The sequence below is a fragment of the Paenibacillus sp. FSL R10-2778 genome (genome assembly GCF_038593035.1).
GTDB lineage: Bacteria > Bacillota > Bacilli > Paenibacillales > Paenibacillaceae > Paenibacillus_AQ > Paenibacillus_AQ odorifer.
On sequence record NZ_CP151956.1, the window covers coordinates 1,099,401 to 1,117,710 of the forward strand.

Consider the following 18,310-nt stretch of genomic DNA (forward strand, 5'->3'; position numbering starts at 1 on the left):
ACCTTCATGGATTCAGTAAAAAGCGTGGTAGGCGGCCAAGGCAATTATCCAATATCGGCTGTCATCATCGCTCAGGATGACGAAGTTCGAATATCTAAGGCCATACAATCCTGCAGGTTATTCGCCGACGAGGTGGTTGTGATTGACGGAGGCAGCAAAGACGGGACAGTACAGCTTTCTGAAAGCTTGAATTGTCGTGTATACGTCAACCCTTGGCCCGGATATGCGAAACAGAGGGAGTTCGGAGTAGAACGCGCGGTTCATGATTGGGTCTTCCTTATTGATACTGACGAAGTGGTCAGCGACGAGTTGGCCGCGAGTATTCTTGAACTGAAACCGGGGCTTATGGATCAATCGGTTGCCTATTCTATCTACCGGATCGGTGATTTTATGGGCAGATGGCTGGATCGTGGCGAATATCTAGTGCGCCTTTACAACCGCAAAGCGTATGGCATTCGAAATAGCTTGGTGCACGAGATGCCCGAGGTCTCTGAAGAGCGAACCATACGTTTGACAGGAACCCTCTGGCATTATGGTTACCGCAGTATTAACGATCATGTGGCACGTTTCAATAAGTACACTGACTTGGAAGCTGAAAGTGCGTATGCCAAGGGCAAACGATTTCGGGTCAGTCATCTGCTGTTAAGACCACCAGCCCGTTTCCTGCAAAAGTATTTCTTACACGGGTTGTTCAAGAAGGGAATGTCAGGTTTCGGAGTATCCGTATTCTGGGTCATGTATGAATTCATGGTCGGCTTCAAGCATTATGAATTAATTAGATCGGGAAAGCTGACTCAGCACAATGCGAAGACGAGTCAGACCGAGAAGGAGAATAAAGGAGAGAGAAGCTATGCCGTACAGTGACGGATTGAACATTATGACGACAGGCCTTAGCTGGCCGTCGCTACAGCCGGGTGGGCTTAACACGTATTTCAAATCCGTTTGCGAGCAACTCTCCTCACGTAATCGGGTGCATGCGCTGATTTGCAGTCAAGAGACGCCTGCTACCCCTGAGGAATTGATTATTCACAATGCCGGAGATCCAAAAGATGGGATCTGGAAACGTAAGGATGCTTTCCAGCGTAAGGCGGCCGATCTGATGGGAGAGGGCAGTGGCCGTATAGATATTTTATACACTCACTTTGCTCCTTATGGTATTGGTCCAGCCCTGGAAGCAAAGAAACGTGGGATTCCTGTAGTGATGACTTTTCATGGCCCATGGAATGAAGAAATGAAAATCGAAGGCCAAGGCATTAAGCACCGGGTCAAAACAACCATCGCCAAATCCATTGAACATAGAGCCTATAAGCTTGCGGATAAGTTCATCGTGCTTAGTGAGACGTTCCGCGATATTCTCCATAAGCTGCACGGAGTGCCACTACACAAAATTATTGTGATTCCAGGCGCAGCTAATGTGGAACGTTTTATCCCCGCTACGAATCGATTGGCGATTCGCCGAACCTTGAATTTACCTGAGGGAGCAACAACCGTGCTGACTGTCCGGCGGTTGGTCAATCGGATGGGACTACTCCAGCTGCTTGAAGCCTGGAAGCAAGTTGCGGAGCGATTCCCGAATGCAATTCTGCTGATTGGTGGTAAAGGGCCGTTGCGGGGGGAACTGGAAGAAAAGATCGCCGACTATGGCTTAAGCAACAAGGTAAGGCTGCTAGGCTACATTCCTGATCATGAACTGGCCTCTTATTATCAGGCAGCGGACATGTTCGTGGTTCCCTCACAGGCATTGGAGGGCTTTGGTTTGATTACCGTTGAAGCCTTATCTTCAGGATTGCCAGTGATGGCTACACCGATTGGCGGCAATAAGGAAATTTTGCAAGGCTTCCGGCCGGAGCTGCTATTTAAGAGTTCAAGTAGCGATCACATGGCTGAAGGCATGATCCATATGCTTAGCAATCGAAAACTGCTTCCGAGCCGGGATGAATGTAGGGAGCATGTACTGGAGAGATATACCTGGGAGCATGTTACGGATCAAGTAGAATCCGTGTTCCTACAAGCTTTAGGAGAGGAGGTGACCACGTAATGCTTAGAGTGGCCTATATAGATCACACTGCTAAATGGAGTGGTGGAGAAGTTGCCCTGTTTAACATCCTTACCCATATTGGAGAACAGATCGATCCCCTGGTAATCCTGGCTGAGGATGGTGCCCTGGCTGAACGGCTACGAGAAAAAGGGATGGATGTCCGTATTATTCCGCTGGATGAGAGCATCAGAAGTCGTGGTAGAAATGCAGTCAACTTGGGAGCACCTGCTGCAGCCTTCAAGCTGTTGGCTTATGGCCGCAAGCTTGCGCCGCTTTTAAAAGCGGAGAAGGTAGATTGCGTGCACACCAATTCCCTGAAATCTGCATTATACGGAGCCATCGCTGCAAAAATAGCGGGCGTTCCATTGATCTGGCACATCCGGGATCATATTGGAGCTCCTTATTTAAAGCCAATCGTTGCCAAAGGTATTCGTTTGCTGTCGCGTCTGCTCCCCAATGGAGTCATCGCAAATTCACATTCTACGCTGAATGCTTTGGAGCTGCCGCGTTCCAAAAAAACGCTGGTCGTATACTCCGCTTTTGCTAAAGCGATTGGTAATGGAATCGGTATGCGGGACCAGAAGGATTTTAACGTACTGCTAGTTGGTCGATTGGCGCATTGGAAAGGTCAGCATATTGTGCTGGAAGCCGCAAAAAGCTTTAAGAATGAACCTCGTGTGAAATTCTGGCTGGCCGGAGACGCTCTGTTTGGAGAAGAGGCCTATAAGCAGGAATTGCTGCAAAAGATAAAAAACGACGAGCTTACTAATGTAAGCATGCTAGGGCATGTGGATGATATCCAAGGCCTTATGAATACTGCTGATTTACTGATTCACACTTCGGTAACTCCTGAGCCTTTTGGCCAAGTTATCGTTGAAGGAATGGCAGCGGGATTGCCGGTGATCGCCTCCAATGAAGGCGGGCCGGTAGAAATTGTAGTTCAAGGTGAGACAGGGCTACTGATAGAGCCTGGTGACGCGGCGATACTGGCAGACTCCATTAAATGGATGCTGGATCACCCAGAGGAAAGACGGCGGATGGCGGACAATGGGATGAAACGAGTGAAAGAGCATTTTGTTATCGAGAATACGGTCAAGGACATCGTTGACTACTATAAAGGTTTGTTGGCGGGCACCTGACAGATGAGATGACGCGGTAATTCTGAAGATGATGCTCCATAAAACTTTGAGGATGATTCACATGAAAATTGCGATAGCGCACGATTACTTAATCCAAATGGGCGGCGCGGAAAGAGTGGTGGAAGTCTTTCATCACATGTATCCCGAGGCTCCAATCTACACAACGGTTTTTAACGGAAGCCGCCTTACTGACAATCTCAAAGATGCGGATATCCGTGCCTCCTGGTTGCAAAAGATTCCCGGGGTAAAGACCAATTTTAAAGGGGTGCTGCCACTTTATCCAATGGCCATCCGTGATTTGGACTTTCGCGGTTTCGATATCGTCCTGAGTTCCAGCAGTGCTTTTATGAAAAGTATTCAAGTTCCTAAACATACGTTTCATCTTTGTTACTGCCATACGCCTATGCGCTTCGCATGGGATTATGACACCTACATGGAACGTCAGTCGAATTCCGGGCTGTTCAAAAAAATGCTTAAGGTATACATGCAGCAGCTCAAAACGTGGGACCAACGGACTTCCAAAAATGTGAATCAGTTCGTAGCCAATTCTTCAGTAGTGAAGACGAGAATTCAGAATTATTATCACCGGGATGCAGATGTCATATTTCCACCGATTAATACAGCCCGGTTTACAAGCTCTTCTACCATTGGTGACTACTATTTAATTGTCTCCCGGCTTGTTTCCTACAAGCGGATTGATCTGGCAGTAGAGGCTTTCAATCGTAACGGTCTTAAGCTTTATATCGTAGGGGATGGACCGGATCGCAAGCGTCTCGAAGGCATGGCTAAGGATAATGTATCGTTTCTGGGCCGGCTAGAAGATGAACAAGTAACTGGAATGATGGCACAGTGTAGAGCATTTATTTTTCCAGGAGAAGAGGACTTTGGAATTACACCGCTGGAAGCGAACGCTGCAGGAAGACCGGTAATTGCTTATCAAGCAGGTGGGGCACTAGATACTATTATTCCTTATGTAAATGGTGTGTTCTTTCAGCATCAAGAAGTGGAGGATCTACTTAAGGCTATTTATGAGGTAGAGTCCTACGCTTGGGATATCGATCAAATTATGGAGCACGCACGTAAATTCGATGAGCAGGCGTTTATGGTTAAGTTCAAGCAGTATGTTGAGCAGGCGTACGTCAATTTTCTAAAAGGAGGATGATTATATGAAGCTGACAGTAATCGGTACTGGGTATGTGGGTCTTGTATCTGGCGTGTGCTTTGCACTGGGCGGACATCATGTCATCTGTGTGGATAAGGACGAGGAAAAGATTAAAAAGCTGAAACAGATGGAATCGCCCATCTATGAGCCGGGAATCGAGGAACTGATTGAACTTAATCTTCGTGAGGAACGGTTATCTTTTTCTGCAGATCTTCAAGCGTCGGTGCGCCGTTCAGATATTATCATTCTTGCTGTAGGTACGCCATCATTGCCTAACGGTGAAGCAGACTTAACCTACATTGAGGGTGCAGCCGCTGAAATCGCCAAAGCGATGGAAGGGCACAAAATTATAATGACTAAATCTACAGTTCCAGTAGGAACAAATGAAAAAATCTCTCAAATGATCTCTAAGTATACCCAACATTCTTTTGATATCGTGTCTGCACCTGAGTTTTTACGTGAAGGGTCAGCGATTCGCGATACCCTCCATCCTGATAGAATTATCATTGGCCTTGATAATCCAGAGCTGGAACCAACGATGCGCGAGCTTCATAAGGGTTTCACAGAAAATGTATTTGTAACAGATATACGCAGTGCTGAAATGATCAAATATGCTTCGAATGCATTTTTGGCCACGAAGATTTCTTTTATTAATGAGATCGCCAATATTTGTGAAAAAGTGGGAGCTGATGTAACCGAGGTAGCACAAGGAATGGGTATGGACCAAAGAATCGGGTCATCCTTCCTGCAGGCTGGCATCGGTTATGGAGGCTCCTGTTTCCCGAAAGACACTAATGCACTCATTCAAATTGCGGGCAACGTCGATTACGAATTCAAATTATTGAAATCTGTAGTCGAAGTGAACAAGGGACAACGGTTTATGATCATCTCCAAGCTGCATGAATCACTTGGCAGCCTGCGCGGTTCGACAATTGGGATATGGGGGCTTGCTTTTAAGCCTAACACTGATGATGTCCGCGAAGCTCCAGCCAGAGAGATTGTTGAGGCACTGGTGGCTGAAGGGGCAACAGTCAAACTATATGATCCAATCGCAGCTACAAATTTCAGGCAGCAATACGATCATCCGCAGCTTCGCTGGTGCAATCTGCCAGAGGAGGCGGCTGAGGGCAGCGATGCCGTATGCCTCTTGACCGATTGGAGCCTACTGAAGGACATTGATCTGCATCAGCTGGCGAAAAGCATGCGCAATGGGGTGCTGATTGATGGACGCAACGTGTATTCCAAGGAGCAAATCGAGGGTACCGGCCTCGTTTATCATTCTGTCGGTCGCCCGCAGATGGGTGGATTGAGCGGTTATTCTGCTAGTGTAGCTGGAGCGGTTTAATCGAAGTTATATTGATTGAACTTGTGTTTTTTCTATTTAGGGATGAGCCGTGACTCCAGAGAATGTTTGGACTTCCAGCCGCTGTTGTCTGCAGATTTCCTGATTTTAACCGCTGATAGCGGTAGAAATCCGCAGACAAAGGCGGACGCTATCGCTCTTACAGTTCCAAAATTCCCCTCCGTCACTCCGTTCCCTTATCTTAAGTTTCTAAGCAATTTATAAAGTTAGGTACTCTGATTATATACCGCAGTAGCATTTGTAGTTGTCATTGTCTCTGTCTCTGTGGTGGCAACTAGTCTTGCTCTTGTAGTTGCAGTTGTTCTTGCAGTTGCAGTTGTTCTTGCAGTTGCAGCTGCCTCCCCCGGAGCAGAAGCAAATCTTTAGAAAAACGTGCTTGCTTCCGGCTGGTACAGCCCGGTACGCACGGATCAAGTATTAAGAAGAAGTTGGTTAGGTTAAGAACGGAAAGGGAATTTGGAACTGTAGAAACGGAGTGTTCGCCCGAAAGATTTCCGTAGGAAAGCTAGCTTCGAAAGCATATGCTATCCTCGGATTTCTACCGCGAGAAGCGGTTCAATAAGGAAATCTGAGGATAACAGCGATCGGAAGTCCAAAATCCCTTGGAGTGGTTTCTACCTAACAAATTTTTTTAGTGCATCCGCTCGAAATAAGGCTAAGTGGAAGCTGACGTTTTGATAACAATTCAAATATGCTCGATTTCCATAATTCAAGGAGGGTTCATTCTATGAAAATGGTACTTCTATCAGGCGGTTCAGGTAAACGGTTATGGCCGTTGTCCAACGACTCACGTTCAAAGCAATTTCTAAAGGTACTTGAAAGCCCTCAAGGTGAACCAGAATCCATGGTACAACGTGTCTGGAGACAGCTGGAGGAAGCAGGGATGGCAGAATCATCTTATCTGGCCACCGGCCGTGGCCAAGTAGAAATGATACAAAGCCAACTGGGAAGTCATGTGCCGATTATCGTTGAACCGGAGCGTCGGGATACTTTTCCGGCTATCGCCTTAACAGCTACCTATCTTTATTCAGTGGCAGGTGTTTCTCCAGCGGAGACGGTAGCAATATTGCCTGTTGACCCTTATGTAGAAGCATCTTTTTTCGATACCATAGCTATGCTTGAGGGGACCATGCTGGAAAGTGGAGCAAATCTGGCTCTTATGGGTGTTGTTCCTGAACATGCCTCAGAGAAATACGGATATATTATTCCTACCACCGAAGAGGCGGGGGAAAATGGTTTTATGAAGGTGAGTCACTTTCAAGAGAAACCTGACCGCATACAAGCAGAACAGCTCATCGAGCAAAATGCCTTGTGGAATTGCGGAGTGTTTGCCTTCCGCTTAGGGTACTTGTTAGATATTTTGCAGCGTAAAGGGTTGCCTTTAGGATATGAAGAATTGCAGAAGCAGTATAAGCTATTGTCTTCCATCAGTTTTGATTATGAAGTGGTGGAGAAAGAAGAACATATTGTGGTGCAGCCGTATGATGGATTCTGGAAGGATCTTGGAACGTGGAATACGCTGACAGAGGAAATGAGCAGCAAGCATGTAGGAAAAGGTTTTGTGACGGCGGATTCTGAGGGGACTTGCTTGATTAATGAGCTGGACATTCCGATTACGGTAATTGGTGCGAAGGATCTGATCATTGCGGCTAGCCCGGATGGGATTCTAGTTACCCATAAAGCTGAGAGCCCACGGATTAAAGAAGTGCTGAAGACCTTTGAACAAAGACCGATGTACGAGGAACGCCGTTGGGGTCATTACAAAGTTATTGATTATGTGAAATATGATGAAGGCAATGAAGTGCTGACCAAACGGATTTTTATATCCGAGGGGAATAATATCAGCTATCAATTACATCGCAAGCGTAGTGAAATTTGGACAATCGTCAGCGGCGAAGCAAGTATTGTGCTGAATGAGAAAAAACATAATGTGAAGGCTGGGGACGTGGTACGTATACCGGAAGGAACGAAGCACGCGATCCTTGCTTTGACGGATGTTGAGTTTATAGAGGTACAGACGGGGTCTGAATTAGTAGAAGAAGATAACATACGTATTACTTTAGACTGGAATGATATAGAACTACAACAATTCATTTCATAGGTCTAACCTATCTATTTAACCAATTCAAAATTTCTTGAAACAGGTAAATTGACTCAATTATCAAAAAAAGTCATAAAAACACTAAATATATCATTAATTGTCGTCGATACTTACGGTAAGAGAGATTATTTCTCTTAAATTGAAAAGGCAAACCTATCGAAAGGTAGGGACGCAAAGCTATAGGGCCTTCGAAAGAGTGGCAGCCTGGCTACCGAAAGGGAGATTATTTTGAAAGCTTACCGTACGTATCGATTGTTTGGTGCATTTCTGTCACTCGTCCTGTTTCTGACTGCACTTCCGCTTGCTGTTGGAATTTCGCCGTCTGTTGTCATAGCTGCTTCAAATTCTGGAACGCCAGTTACCCCAGGTGCCTCACCTGAAGCCGTAAAGCTGCTTAACTATTTTTACTCGATCTCAGGAAAAGGTATTATTGCCGGTCAACATGACTATTTAGAAAGTCCAGATGAAATTAACAATATGCTGAAGGGAACCAGCGGACAATATGCGGCTCTTCACGGTTATGAAATGGGTGCGATCAGTGGTCAGTCCGAAGCAACGATGGCTTGGCAACGTCAAAATGTGGTGAACAGCGCCATCAACTGGAATAAAGCGGGCGGGATCGTAGCTATGACTTTTCATGCTAACCTGCCGGGCACCTCTTATGACTGGGATAATGTGAAAAAAACACTTAGCCAGAGTGAGTTCGATAGTTACGTTACACCGGGTACCAAGCAATATAACAATCTGATCGCTGAGCTTGATAAGGTGGCCGTCTCTTTAAAAAGCTTGCGCGATGCCAACGTTCCGGTGCTTTGGAGACCCTATCATGAAATGAACGGGAACTGGTTCTGGTGGGGGAAGAAAAATAACTTTTCTAAACTATGGAATATTATGTATGACCGTTTTGTTAACGTTCATAAATTAAATAATTTGTTATGGGTATGGAGTCCGAATGCTCCCAATGTTTGGTCAGATCCTTATGCGCTAACTTATCCAGGTGCTGATAAAGTAGATATTCTGGCAGCAGATATATACGAAAATGATTACCAGCAAAAATACTATGACAGCTTATTGAGTCTAGCCGCAGGCAAACCGATTGCGATCGGGGAGAATGGTGAAATGCCTAATCTGGAGAAGCTTCAGCAATCGCAAAATAAATGGACGTATATGATGAGCTGGGGAAAAATGCTTTACGAGAATAACAGTGCAGACACAATCAAAACATTTATGAATAGCAACTATACCCTGACCAGAGATAAATTAAATACTGGTCTGGCACCGACACCTAGCGCCGCACCAGCGCCGGCACCTTCCGAAGAAGAGGGGGAGGCAGCAATTCCTCTCGCGAAGGGGCTTGCAGGAGAGTATTACAACAACATGCAGTTGTCGGGAGCAGCAGCTCTTAACAGAACTGATGCAATAATCGATTTCAATTGGCGGCAAGGCTCGCCGGATGCCGCCCTCGGGATTGATCGGTTCTCCATACGTTGGAGCGGTAAAATCAAGCCATTATATAATGAGCAATATACATTTTACACTACCTCAGATGATGGTATCCGTGTCTGGGTGAATGGGGAATCCGTGATTGATAGTTGGACTAAGCAAAGTGGTACTGAGCGTAAGGGCACTATAACGCTGAAGGCTGGCCAGCTATATGATATCAAGGTGGAGTATTACGAGAATGAAGGCGATGCGAGAGTCCGCTTGATGTGGGAAAGTGCTAGTCAAGCTAAAGAGACAGTTCCAGCAAGTGCACTTTTTCTTCCGGATGTCTCCTGATTGATGAAAATTAAAGGTCGATCCTTAGTGGCTCTGCGTTATTGCAGAGCTACTAAGCTATAGTCCTCATTAGGTCAGAAGACGATTGTCCGATAACAGGTATGTTTTTAACACCTGTGGAGGCAGTACAGCTACCGAAAGGAGGATTTATTTGCGTAAATATTATAAGAAAAACAGATTGTTGTTTACTATGTTACCGGTGTTTATTATTTTTTCCTTGCTGCCTTGGGGAGAGGTTAAAAGTCTTCCGAAGGCTATGAGTGTTTCTTCCTCTCTACCTCCGGCTATACCAAGCAATCCTTCGGCTTCTGAAGAAGCCAAGCAACTGCTGAGTAATTTGGTAAATCTACGTGGCAAAGGGATCTTGTCCGGCCAGCATGATTATCTAGAAAGTCCAGATGAACTGGTTCATAAGCTGAAGAATACTTCGGGACAAAATGCTGTTCTACATGGTTATGAATTAGGGGCGATTAATAATCAATCCGAAGAGACGATCGCAGAACAGCGGCAAGCTGTTATAGACAGTGCAATTGAATGGCATCAAGAGGGTGGCATTGTAGCCATGACCTTCCATCAGAGTTTACCGGGAACCTCTCCAGAGTGGTCCAATGTAAACAGAAGTCTCAGTCAAGAGAAATTTAATGCTTATGTTACACCTGGGACAGCTCAGTATAAGAAGCTAATCTCAGATCTAGACGAGGTTGCTGGATATTTGGGTCAGCTGCGTGATGCCGGAGTTCCGGTCTTATGGCGACCTTACCATGAAATGAATAGTGGTTGGTTTTGGTGGGGGAAAAAGGACAATTTTTCAGAGCTGTGGAGTATTGTCTATGATCGTTTTGTAAACACACACAAGCTAAATAATCTACTGTGGGTGTGGAATCCGAATGCGCCGAATGAATGGTCAGATCCATATGCTGCATATTATCCCGGTGGGGATAAACTCGATGTTCTGGCTGCGGATATCTACAATAACGATTATAAACAGTCCTACTATGAGGATCTGCTCGCATTGGCCGAGGGTAAACCTATCGGAATCGGGGAGAGTGGGCAACTGCCGAACCCGGATGTATTAACTGAGAAACAAAATAAATGGGTCTATATGATGACCTGGGGAAAATTACTGACAGAAAATAATACGCTACAGTCAATTAAAAGCTTTATGAAAGACTCGTTTATAGTATCAAGAGAGGACTATGTTCTCACAACAGGAGGTCCTTCGATAGCACCCGTAACTCCGATAACCCTAACGGGTTTAACTGGAGAATACTATAACAATACTGATTTAGAGGGAGAAGCGGTACTTATCCGCAATGACCGTAAGATTGATTTTAATTGGCATGGCGGGTCTCCTGCCTCAGAGATAAATGAAGATCACTTTTCTGTACGCTGGAAAGGGAAACTCAAACCCAAATTCAGTGAAAAATATACGATTTCGGCATCCTCTGATGATGGAGTCCGTGTCTGGATTGACGGAAAGCTGATCATCGACAATTGGAAAAATCAAAGTGCAACCCTTCATAAAGGAAGTATCCCGCTCACAGCCGGAACGCTTTATGATATCCAAATTGAATATTATGAGAATGAAGGAGATGCCAATCTTCGTTTGCTATGGGAGAGTTCCCGCCAGAAGCAGCAGGTAATTCCACAAGGGGCATTGTTCCTTCCTTAATCTAATGAAATGATAGGGTAAGACATTCCGGAAGAAAGAGAGGACCTATGGATGGGAATAACGAGGAGAATATCTAATAGAAAAAATAAGATATCTGCAAACAAACCATTACTGTTATTACTAAAATTCGCCGCATTAACCGTCTTGTTTCTGTTGTCTGTCTCTGTCTTCGGAACGAATAGGACAAACGATTATAAGGTAGGTGCCAATATACCGAGACTATCTGCAGGAACTGATGCTGCAGCAGAAATACCGGATGGTACTGTGATCTGGAATCTGGGACAACATGATGGCTCAGCAGCTGAATTCGCTGCGAGTGGCACTTCTGGCAGCAAGAAGGAATTTAATGTTACTTCTTCGGTGCTCAAATCATCGGCTCTTCAGAGCTTGCCTGCAGGCTTGAATGGAAAGACCCAGCCGGAATTAACGATCACCTATCAGCTAAATAAGATCCCGGAGAATGGGGTCTTATTTAGCGTAGGTATTCTGGATGCTTATAAATCCGTGCCGCAAATGAGTGTGTTCTCCAATCATCAATTGTCGGGGATCATTCAAATTGCGGGCGTTGCTGGCACAGAAAGCGAATATAACTTTCAAAAGACCTATGAATTATATATTCCCAAGGAGCAATTGAAGATAGGAACGAATGAATTGAAGCTGCAAACGGTTCGCTGTTTATATTGCAGTGACAAAGAAGACGAATATTCCTGGTGGACTTGGGATAATCTCCGTTTAGAATCTCTTAACGCTCCAATTTCTGAGCCTATCCATGGCAGCTATACACTGACGGGAACAGTAGTGAATAATAAACAATTTTATTTCGATGAAGGTGCAGTTACGCACTTGCCTTATGTTATCAAATGGCTAGGGATGGCTTATAGCGGGAATGTGATGCGTACTAGCTGTGCCAGTGATGTCGGGAGATCCTGCTCGGATATGATGGAATATTACAAGGTATTGCAGGATTACAACATGCAGGCGGTTGCTTTGTATTTGCATACTGGTGATATTAAGCTTAAGGCAGATGGATCGTTGCCTGCTGACGCGGAGAAAAAGCTGACAGATTATTTTGAGCAATATAGCCCCTATTTTCAATATTATGAGGTAGATAATGAGCCGGGATTATTCAATCGTTCTAAGGCAGTGAACCTGGCGATTGCGGACTGGCTGAATAAAAAGGGCAAGCAAATCGCGCCCCATTTACAAACTGTTGCTCCGGGCTGGGCATATTGGCCGAGCTACAGTGAGGATTCTTGCGGTAATCAGAAGGGAACTGGGAAGGAATGTGGAGATCCGGATGGCTGGGAACGTGATCCAGAGCAACGTATGGAGCTGGAGAAGGTTACGGATTTGACCAATGGACATTCCTACGGCGACTCTTATATTTTTAGTAATGGAGGAAGCTTTACTGAGAATTTGAAGACCTTCACTGGTGCAGACAATGGACTCGGCAAAAAAATGCTGACCACTGAATTTGGTACCTCGGACAGTCATGTGGATGCCTATCAATACGGGGCAACGGAGCGGACAGCGGCTGTATTCGACCGGATCATGCGTGCACATATTGGTTATGCGGATATGTTTGTGCAGCATGCTGCTTTTTTTAAGGATTTCAGTTTATTCAAATACGGGTTTAATTTAGAAGAGCATGATCCGGCGACCACAGAGATTTATTATACAAAAGAAAATGAGGATTCACGTGTCAGCATCATGAGAAGGCTCAGTCTTGCCTATGCTACACATGGAGCTCCGCTAACTTATCAAATTGCCAACAAAGATGTGTTAGCCGACAAGCTGGTATATGTTCGGGCCGTGGATACTTCTACATTGAAGCCTCTTGCGGGAAGCGGAGCGACCTCAAATAAGGTGCTGGTTAATTTCGTTAACTTTGAATCTACTCCACAAACTGTGAGTGTAAATGTGACTATGCCGAAAAACGGGGTGTATGAAGGGGAACGTTTTGGAAACGGGGATACGTATGAAAAAGCAAGAAGTTATGTAACAGGTAAAAAGGCTACTCCTACGTTAACCTTTACGGAGACCCTTGCTCCAGGTGAGGCTGTGCAGTATATTATGCAGCCTTCCTCTGAAGTAAAGCCGTCGGCACCTAAAGGATTCAAAGCCGCAGCAACAAAAGGTTTAGCTGTAAAATTAAATTGGTTGGAGGCACCAGGAGCAAGCTATGAGCTGCTTCGCGCTGAAGGTAGCGGCGGGGAAATGAAGGTGGTGGCCACCGATGTGAAGCTTACAGAATATACGGATCATAATTTACGTGAAGGGACGTTATATACCTACGCGGTAAGGGTATCCGGCTCTAATTTACTGTCCGATAAAGTTCAGATTACAGCCACTGGACTGGTTCCTCTGGATCGTACTAAATGGAAGGTATCCTCAAATGTGAATACGGCAGCATCAGCTCCTAGTCTGGCTATCGATGGGGATCGGCGCACGCGCTGGGATACGGGAAAACATCAGGTTTCCGGTGAGTATTTTCAGATTGATCTGGGTGAAGCACATGAAATTGAAAGAATAGATTTGGATAGCACGTTATCACCGTTTGATTACCCAAGAGACTATGTAGTCTATATTTCTGACGATGCTCAAAACTGGAAAAAACTCACGTCTGGTAAAGGTACGAAAGAGCTTACTAAGATATCCTTTTCTAAAGTGAAGACGAGGTATGTCAAAATTGTGCAGAACGGAGCCGGCGGGAATTATTGGTCTATTCAAGAGTTACAGGTGTACTCCAGAGAATAAGCAATTATTTGAATTTATATAACTGTTAATAGAGCATACTAAATAACCTCAGCGGGATCATTCTCCCGCTGAGGTTATTTTTGTGCTTTAAATAAAATGGAGGCCTGACATATAAGGTAAAGGGATTGCCTCTGATTCCCCCAAGGAATCAGAGGTGCGAAGCGGCCTCGCTGGATCAAACAGCAGCGAGATCAGCTCCTTGTCGTCGTCCACAGACGACAAGTCGAGGCTACGCTTGAGGCATACTTCCGTCTGCCGCAAAAGCGCTTCCCGGTCTGCGATGCAGACCGTCCCGCTGTTCGCGCCGGCGCTTAAGGAGGCGCCGGCGTCCCGCAGAAGCGCGAGCAGGCTGCGCTCCTGCCACGGCACAGGCACTTGCAGCGTGCCAACGCCGCCGCACAGAGCCGCCTTGGCCAGCAACGCCGCTACCGCTTGCGGCTGGCCGGCCCATTCCACCGCCGTCGCTGGGCTCGGCGCCGGCACATCCGCCGCGGGCACAGCCATCGCGGCGAACCCCTCGATGCTGCCGTCCCGCACGGCTACGAGTGAGCGCTGGGACAAGCCCAGCACACCCGCGTAAGCCTCGGCATCCAGCAGCAGCGCCAGCTCACCCGGACTGTACACCTGTCCGGCTTCGCGTTCATTCAGCAGCCGGTTGACGGCGAAGAAGTCGCCCGGCTGCATTGGCCGCAGCGTCCATTCTTCCCCTGCTGCGGCAGCAAGTGCGTGAGCCGAGCTTGCGTTCAGCTCGGCCAATTGCGTACCGCCGAACGGTACGCATCCCGCTCGGGTATACAGCGAGCGGTCACCCGAGACAAAGATAAGCGATGCGCCGGCATTCGCAGCATGGGTCTGGCATAGCTGTAGAAGCTGACCGGCTAGTCCCTGTCCGCGATAAGCAGGATCTGTGCAAACCGCGCCGATGGAGAACACGTTCAGGAGAGCTTCTCCAGTGCGGATCGTGGAGGGCACTAATCCCATAAAAGCAGCGATGTTACCGTCTTCGGCAACGGCTGCATAAGAGTGAGTGTAACCAGGGCTAAAAATCAGCGGAAACAGCTCTTTCATAGAAGTGTCGCCAGCTTTACGAAAGATGGAATGGGCTAGAAGAGCGGCTTGCTCCAGCTCCGCAGGTTTAATTAATCTCAATTGCATATACAGTCAGCCTCCTTATATGTAAATACGAGTAGGGTAGAAAGGAATTATTTTAAGTATAAGCCCCAGCGGATGAAATCTTCAATCCTGCTTATATTATTCAATGTCTCAAAAGGAGGTGGATAAGGGTAATAACGTACATAAATAAGGAAGCTTATATTTTAAGCTAGAAGCGAAAGGGAAGTGAATAAACGGTGACCCAACTTGCAGATAATATCATATTATTGCTGGCAGCTCTCTTACTTGTAGGTGTGTTTTCCACCAAATTCTCCACTAAATTTGGAATGCCAGCTCTAGTGCTTTTCCTTGCTGCGGGGATGGTACTGAGTCAATTTATCTTTTTTAACAATGCTTCCTTAACACAAATGGCCGGGATTTTTGCGCTGGTTGTTATCTTGTTCGAAGGTGGGATGCAGACTAGTATTAAGGATATCAAGCCTATTATTCGGCCGGCATTATCCTTATCCACGGTAGGCGTATTGTTAACGACAGCTATCGTTGGGGTGTTCGCTAAGCTGATTCTTGAGGTGTCATGGGCAGAAAGTTTTCTGTTCGGAGCTATCGTGGGTTCGACTGATGCGGCTGCGGTCTTTTCGGTATTAGGCGGTAAGAATATTGACAAACGACTGACCTCGACACTCGAAGCGGAATCAGGCAGCAACGATCCTATGGCGGTATTTTTGACAGTATCGCTGATCGAATGGATTCAGCATCCGGATATGGCGATATGGGGACTTGTGCTGTCCTTTATATGGGAGATGGCAGTTGGTTTGGTGATAGGGATTGTACTTGGTAAAGTCGCAGTATATCTTATCAATCGAATTAACCTGGATTCTACGGGACTTTACCCGGTATTGGCAATTGGATTTGCTGTCCTAACCTACGGCTTATCTGCACTCGTTCATAGCAGCGGCTTGCTGGCTGTCTATGTAATGGGTCTTACCCTTGGCAATTCCGAGCTGATGTATCATCGAACCATTATGAATTTTAGTCATGGCTTTGCTTGGATGATGCAAATATTTATGTTTATATTGCTGGGTCTACTGGTATTTCCACAGGAGCTGGCAGAGGTGGCTTGGCAAGGTATATTGCTGTCCGTCATTCTGATGGTTGTGGCAAGGCCAATAGGAGTGTTTATAAGCTTGCTCTTTTCCAGATTCTCTATTCGTGAAAAAACACTAATTTCTTGGGCCGGCCTGCGCGGAGCCGTTCCAATTGTGCTGGCAACCTATCCGCTGCTAGCTAATCTTCCCCACGGCCGACTGTTCTTCAATGTGGTATTCTTCGTCGTGCTGACCTCAGCAGTGATTCAAGGAACAAGCATTTCACCGCTGGCTTCCCGGTTGAAGCTGGTGGGGCAAGAGGATTCAGCACAGCCATCCCTGATGGAGCTGGTCGCCCTTGGCAAGACGGATTCCGAGTTCAATCACATAGGAATTGAACCTTACATGCCCATTGCCGGGCAGAAAATCTCCGATATCGGACTGCCAGATGATATCTTATTTACTGCTATTATCCGGAATAAAAGCATTGTCACCCCCCATGGCAGTACCGTCATTGAGCCAGGGGATACTGTATATGTCTTAAGTCCAAAGAGCAAACGCGATGAGATGAGGGCTTTTTTCCGGAGTCAGAAAGGGAAGACGGCGGAGGAAAATATATCTTTGATTTAAGTCTAGAAAGAGGACGTTATCCAGAGTGTGACAGAGATAATAGGCGTTATAACAAAAGTTATGCTAGAATCGGCAACATGCAAATCTTCAGAGTGGTTGCAAAAAGCAAAAGGATGTGTTAAATTGTATATAGATTTAGAACGAGTCTAAATACAATATGATAAATTAACCATAGGAGGTTTTATTAATGAGTACACAACTAAAGAGCCAAACTGAACTGCACGCTGCTTTGAACCGCCAGACCGCGAACTGGTTCCTGCTTGGGGTAAAGCTTCATCATTATCACTGGTATGTTAGCGGATCCCAATTCTTCACGCTGCATGAGAAGTTTGAAGAACTCTACAATGAAGCTGCTGGTTATGCAGATGATTTGGCTGAGCGCCTGCTTGCTATTGATGGACAACCTGCCTCCTCTATGAAACAATATCTGGAGCTTTCCGATTTACAGGAAGCTCGTGGCGGCGAAGATGCCAAGGGTATGGTAATGGAGCTGGTTAGAGACTTTACAACTGTTTCTAAAGAACTGCAAGCTGCGATTGCTACTGCAGAAGAACTGGCTGATCAACCCACTGCGGATCTGCTGATTGGTATTAGAAGCAGCATTGAGAAACATGCTTGGATGTTGAATGCTTTTATCGCCTAAGACAACAGTCTTATAAAGGATAGAACCACAAAGAGCGCCTGCGTATAGGATACGCAGGCGCTCTTTATTTTGCTGGTGGTTTTACTTCTGAACACAACTATTTAATAAACACACCCCCGAAGGGGACTACCTCGCGTAGAAATCGTTTAACAATTCCATCATCGTTATTATCTCTTTCGAATCGGCGGTTCTGACGTCCTGCCTGAAACAGCACAGGCCCGTGACCTGTCATCTTCCAGTGATAGCTCATATGCTGGCTAGCCAAATGGTTGCCGTAAACGGTAAGCTCCAGCTTGGCATTCTCAGGGTAAGCAATAATGCTGCCTGCATCGACATAAAGGGGGTTGGTTGGATGCAGTACAGCTTCACAGACCGTACCCTCCGTCAGTATACCGATCATGCCATTGCCCGAAAATTTCACCTTTACAATATCCCGTGTAACGAGCACATTCTTCATGCTTAGCACTCGGGTCTCCAGTGAAATACCTATACTGTAGAAGAAGAGATGCTTAAAGTCGTACAGCAGATCGCTTTTGCCATCGAGCTGCAGGATTTTTATGCGATAGCCTGGTGGAAGGGCTGCAATGAAATGGCACGGGCCAGCCATGTCGGAACGAATCAACTTTCGCTTGCGGTATATGCCTTTCACATCCATAAATCTGTCTGCTCGTCCTGAGGAAGGACCTTGATAAGCGATGATTTGCTGTGGATGCAGGACATGAACCTCTTCCTTCTTTCCAAGGGTGAAGGCTACGGCTTGTCCGCTCCCACTGTCGCTTTCATCTTGGATATCGATGTTCATAGTTCATCTCCCTCATGCTGTGACTG

13 protein-coding genes and 1 riboswitch are annotated in these 18,310 nt (G+C 46.1%); of the genes, 11 read left to right on the plus strand and 2 right to left on the minus strand.

Going from position 1 to position 18,310, the window contains the following annotated elements; all coding sequences use genetic code 11:
- Positions 1-6 precede the first annotated feature (6 nt).
- From NST40_RS04750 to NST40_RS04790, 9 genes are all read left to right on the plus strand, one after another.
- Positions 7-864, plus strand: a complete 858-nt coding sequence (locus NST40_RS04750) for a glycosyltransferase family 2 protein (protein ID WP_038568901.1) — start codon at positions 7-9, stop codon at positions 862-864.
- Positions 851-2,038, plus strand: a complete 1,188-nt coding sequence (locus tag NST40_RS04755) for a glycosyltransferase family 4 protein (protein ID WP_036676596.1) — start codon at positions 851-853, stop codon at positions 2,036-2,038. Before NST40_RS04750 ends, NST40_RS04755 begins: the two co-directional genes overlap by 14 nt.
- Positions 2,038-3,177 (plus strand): glycosyltransferase family 4 protein, encoded by a 1,140-nt coding sequence (locus NST40_RS04760; protein WP_036676593.1) that lies wholly within the window; start codon positions 2,038-2,040, stop codon positions 3,175-3,177. The genes NST40_RS04755 and NST40_RS04760 overlap by 1 nt, the downstream gene beginning before the upstream one ends.
- A gap of 61 nt (positions 3,178-3,238) precedes the next feature.
- Positions 3,239-4,339 carry a glycosyltransferase gene (locus NST40_RS04765; RefSeq protein WP_036676592.1) on the plus strand — a complete coding sequence of 367 codons (1,101 nt, stop codon included), beginning with the start codon at positions 3,239-3,241 and terminating at the stop codon, positions 4,337-4,339.
- Between the two features lie 4 nt (positions 4,340-4,343).
- Entirely contained in the window at positions 4,344-5,684 is a 1,341-nt protein-coding gene (locus NST40_RS04770; protein WP_076129263.1) for a UDP-glucose/GDP-mannose dehydrogenase family protein, read from the plus strand.
- A gap of 745 nt (positions 5,685-6,429) precedes the next feature.
- Positions 6,430-7,803, plus strand: coding sequence for a sugar phosphate nucleotidyltransferase (locus NST40_RS04775; protein WP_076129262.1), 1,374 nt, complete (start codon positions 6,430-6,432; stop codon positions 7,801-7,803).
- A 136-nt stretch (positions 7,804-7,939) separates the two neighbouring features.
- Positions 7,940-8,019: riboswitch (cyclic di-GMP riboswitch) on the plus strand.
- Positions 8,020-8,031: 12 nt separating this feature from the next.
- The gene (locus tag NST40_RS04780) at positions 8,032-9,582 is read left to right on the plus strand and encodes a glycosyl hydrolase (protein WP_081387493.1); all 1,551 of its coding nucleotides are present in this window, start codon (positions 8,032-8,034) and stop codon (positions 9,580-9,582) included.
- A 151-nt stretch (positions 9,583-9,733) separates the two neighbouring features.
- On the plus strand, positions 9,734-11,254 hold the full coding sequence (locus NST40_RS04785; protein WP_342410448.1) for a glycosyl hydrolase: 1,521 nt from the start codon (positions 9,734-9,736) through the stop codon (positions 11,252-11,254).
- Positions 11,255-11,305: 51 nt separating this feature from the next.
- The gene (locus NST40_RS04790; protein WP_342410450.1) at positions 11,306-14,011 is read left to right on the plus strand and encodes a discoidin domain-containing protein; all 2,706 of its coding nucleotides are present in this window, start codon (positions 11,306-11,308) and stop codon (positions 14,009-14,011) included.
- Positions 14,012-14,098: 87 nt separating this feature from the next.
- On the opposite strand, the gene NST40_RS04795 is transcribed toward NST40_RS04790, so the two are convergent.
- The gene (locus NST40_RS04795; protein ID WP_342410451.1) at positions 14,099-15,166 is read right to left on the minus strand and encodes a GNAT family N-acetyltransferase; all 1,068 of its coding nucleotides are present in this window, start codon (positions 15,164-15,166) and stop codon (positions 14,099-14,101) included.
- A gap of 194 nt (positions 15,167-15,360) precedes the next feature.
- Between NST40_RS04795 and NST40_RS04800 the strand changes: the two genes are divergently transcribed.
- Together NST40_RS04800 and NST40_RS04805 are read left to right on the plus strand one after the other, a co-directional pair.
- Positions 15,361-16,839, plus strand: coding sequence for a potassium/proton antiporter (locus tag NST40_RS04800; protein WP_076137164.1), 1,479 nt, complete (start codon positions 15,361-15,363; stop codon positions 16,837-16,839).
- A 187-nt stretch (positions 16,840-17,026) separates the two neighbouring features.
- Positions 17,027-17,482 (plus strand): DNA starvation/stationary phase protection protein, encoded by a 456-nt coding sequence (locus NST40_RS04805; RefSeq protein ID WP_342410452.1) that lies wholly within the window; start codon positions 17,027-17,029, stop codon positions 17,480-17,482.
- A 97-nt stretch (positions 17,483-17,579) separates the two neighbouring features.
- Here the strand turns inward: NST40_RS04805 and NST40_RS04810 are convergent, their stop codons facing one another.
- Positions 17,580-18,284 (minus strand): AIM24 family protein, encoded by a 705-nt coding sequence (locus NST40_RS04810; protein WP_076276836.1) that lies wholly within the window; start codon positions 18,282-18,284, stop codon positions 17,580-17,582.
- Positions 18,285-18,310: the final 26 nt, after the last annotated feature.

Bases quoted from the DNA above. Each gene is read 5' to 3' on its own strand.
- NST40_RS04750 (WP_038568901.1), top strand. From the start codon at position 7: ATGGATTCAGTAAAAAGCGTGGTAGGCGGCCAAGGCAATTATCCAATA.
- NST40_RS04755 (WP_036676596.1), top strand. From the start codon at position 851: ATGCCGTACAGTGACGGATTGAACATTATGACGACAGGCCTTAGCTGG.
- NST40_RS04760 (WP_036676593.1), top strand. From the start codon at position 2,038: ATGCTTAGAGTGGCCTATATAGATCACACTGCTAAATGGAGTGGTGGA.
- NST40_RS04765 (WP_036676592.1), top strand. From the start codon at position 3,239: ATGAAAATTGCGATAGCGCACGATTACTTAATCCAAATGGGCGGCGCG.
- NST40_RS04770 (WP_076129263.1), top strand. From the start codon at position 4,344: ATGAAGCTGACAGTAATCGGTACTGGGTATGTGGGTCTTGTATCTGGC.
- NST40_RS04775 (WP_076129262.1), top strand. From the start codon at position 6,430: ATGAAAATGGTACTTCTATCAGGCGGTTCAGGTAAACGGTTATGGCCG.
- NST40_RS04790 (WP_342410450.1), top strand. From the start codon at position 11,306: ATGGGAATAACGAGGAGAATATCTAATAGAAAAAATAAGATATCTGCA.
- NST40_RS04795 (WP_342410451.1), bottom strand. From the start codon at position 15,166: ATGCAATTGAGATTAATTAAACCTGCGGAGCTGGAGCAAGCCGCTCTT.
- NST40_RS04805 (WP_342410452.1), top strand. From the start codon at position 17,027: ATGAGTACACAACTAAAGAGCCAAACTGAACTGCACGCTGCTTTGAAC.
- NST40_RS04810 (WP_076276836.1), bottom strand. From the start codon at position 18,284: ATGAACATCGATATCCAAGATGAAAGCGACAGTGGGAGCGGACAAGCC.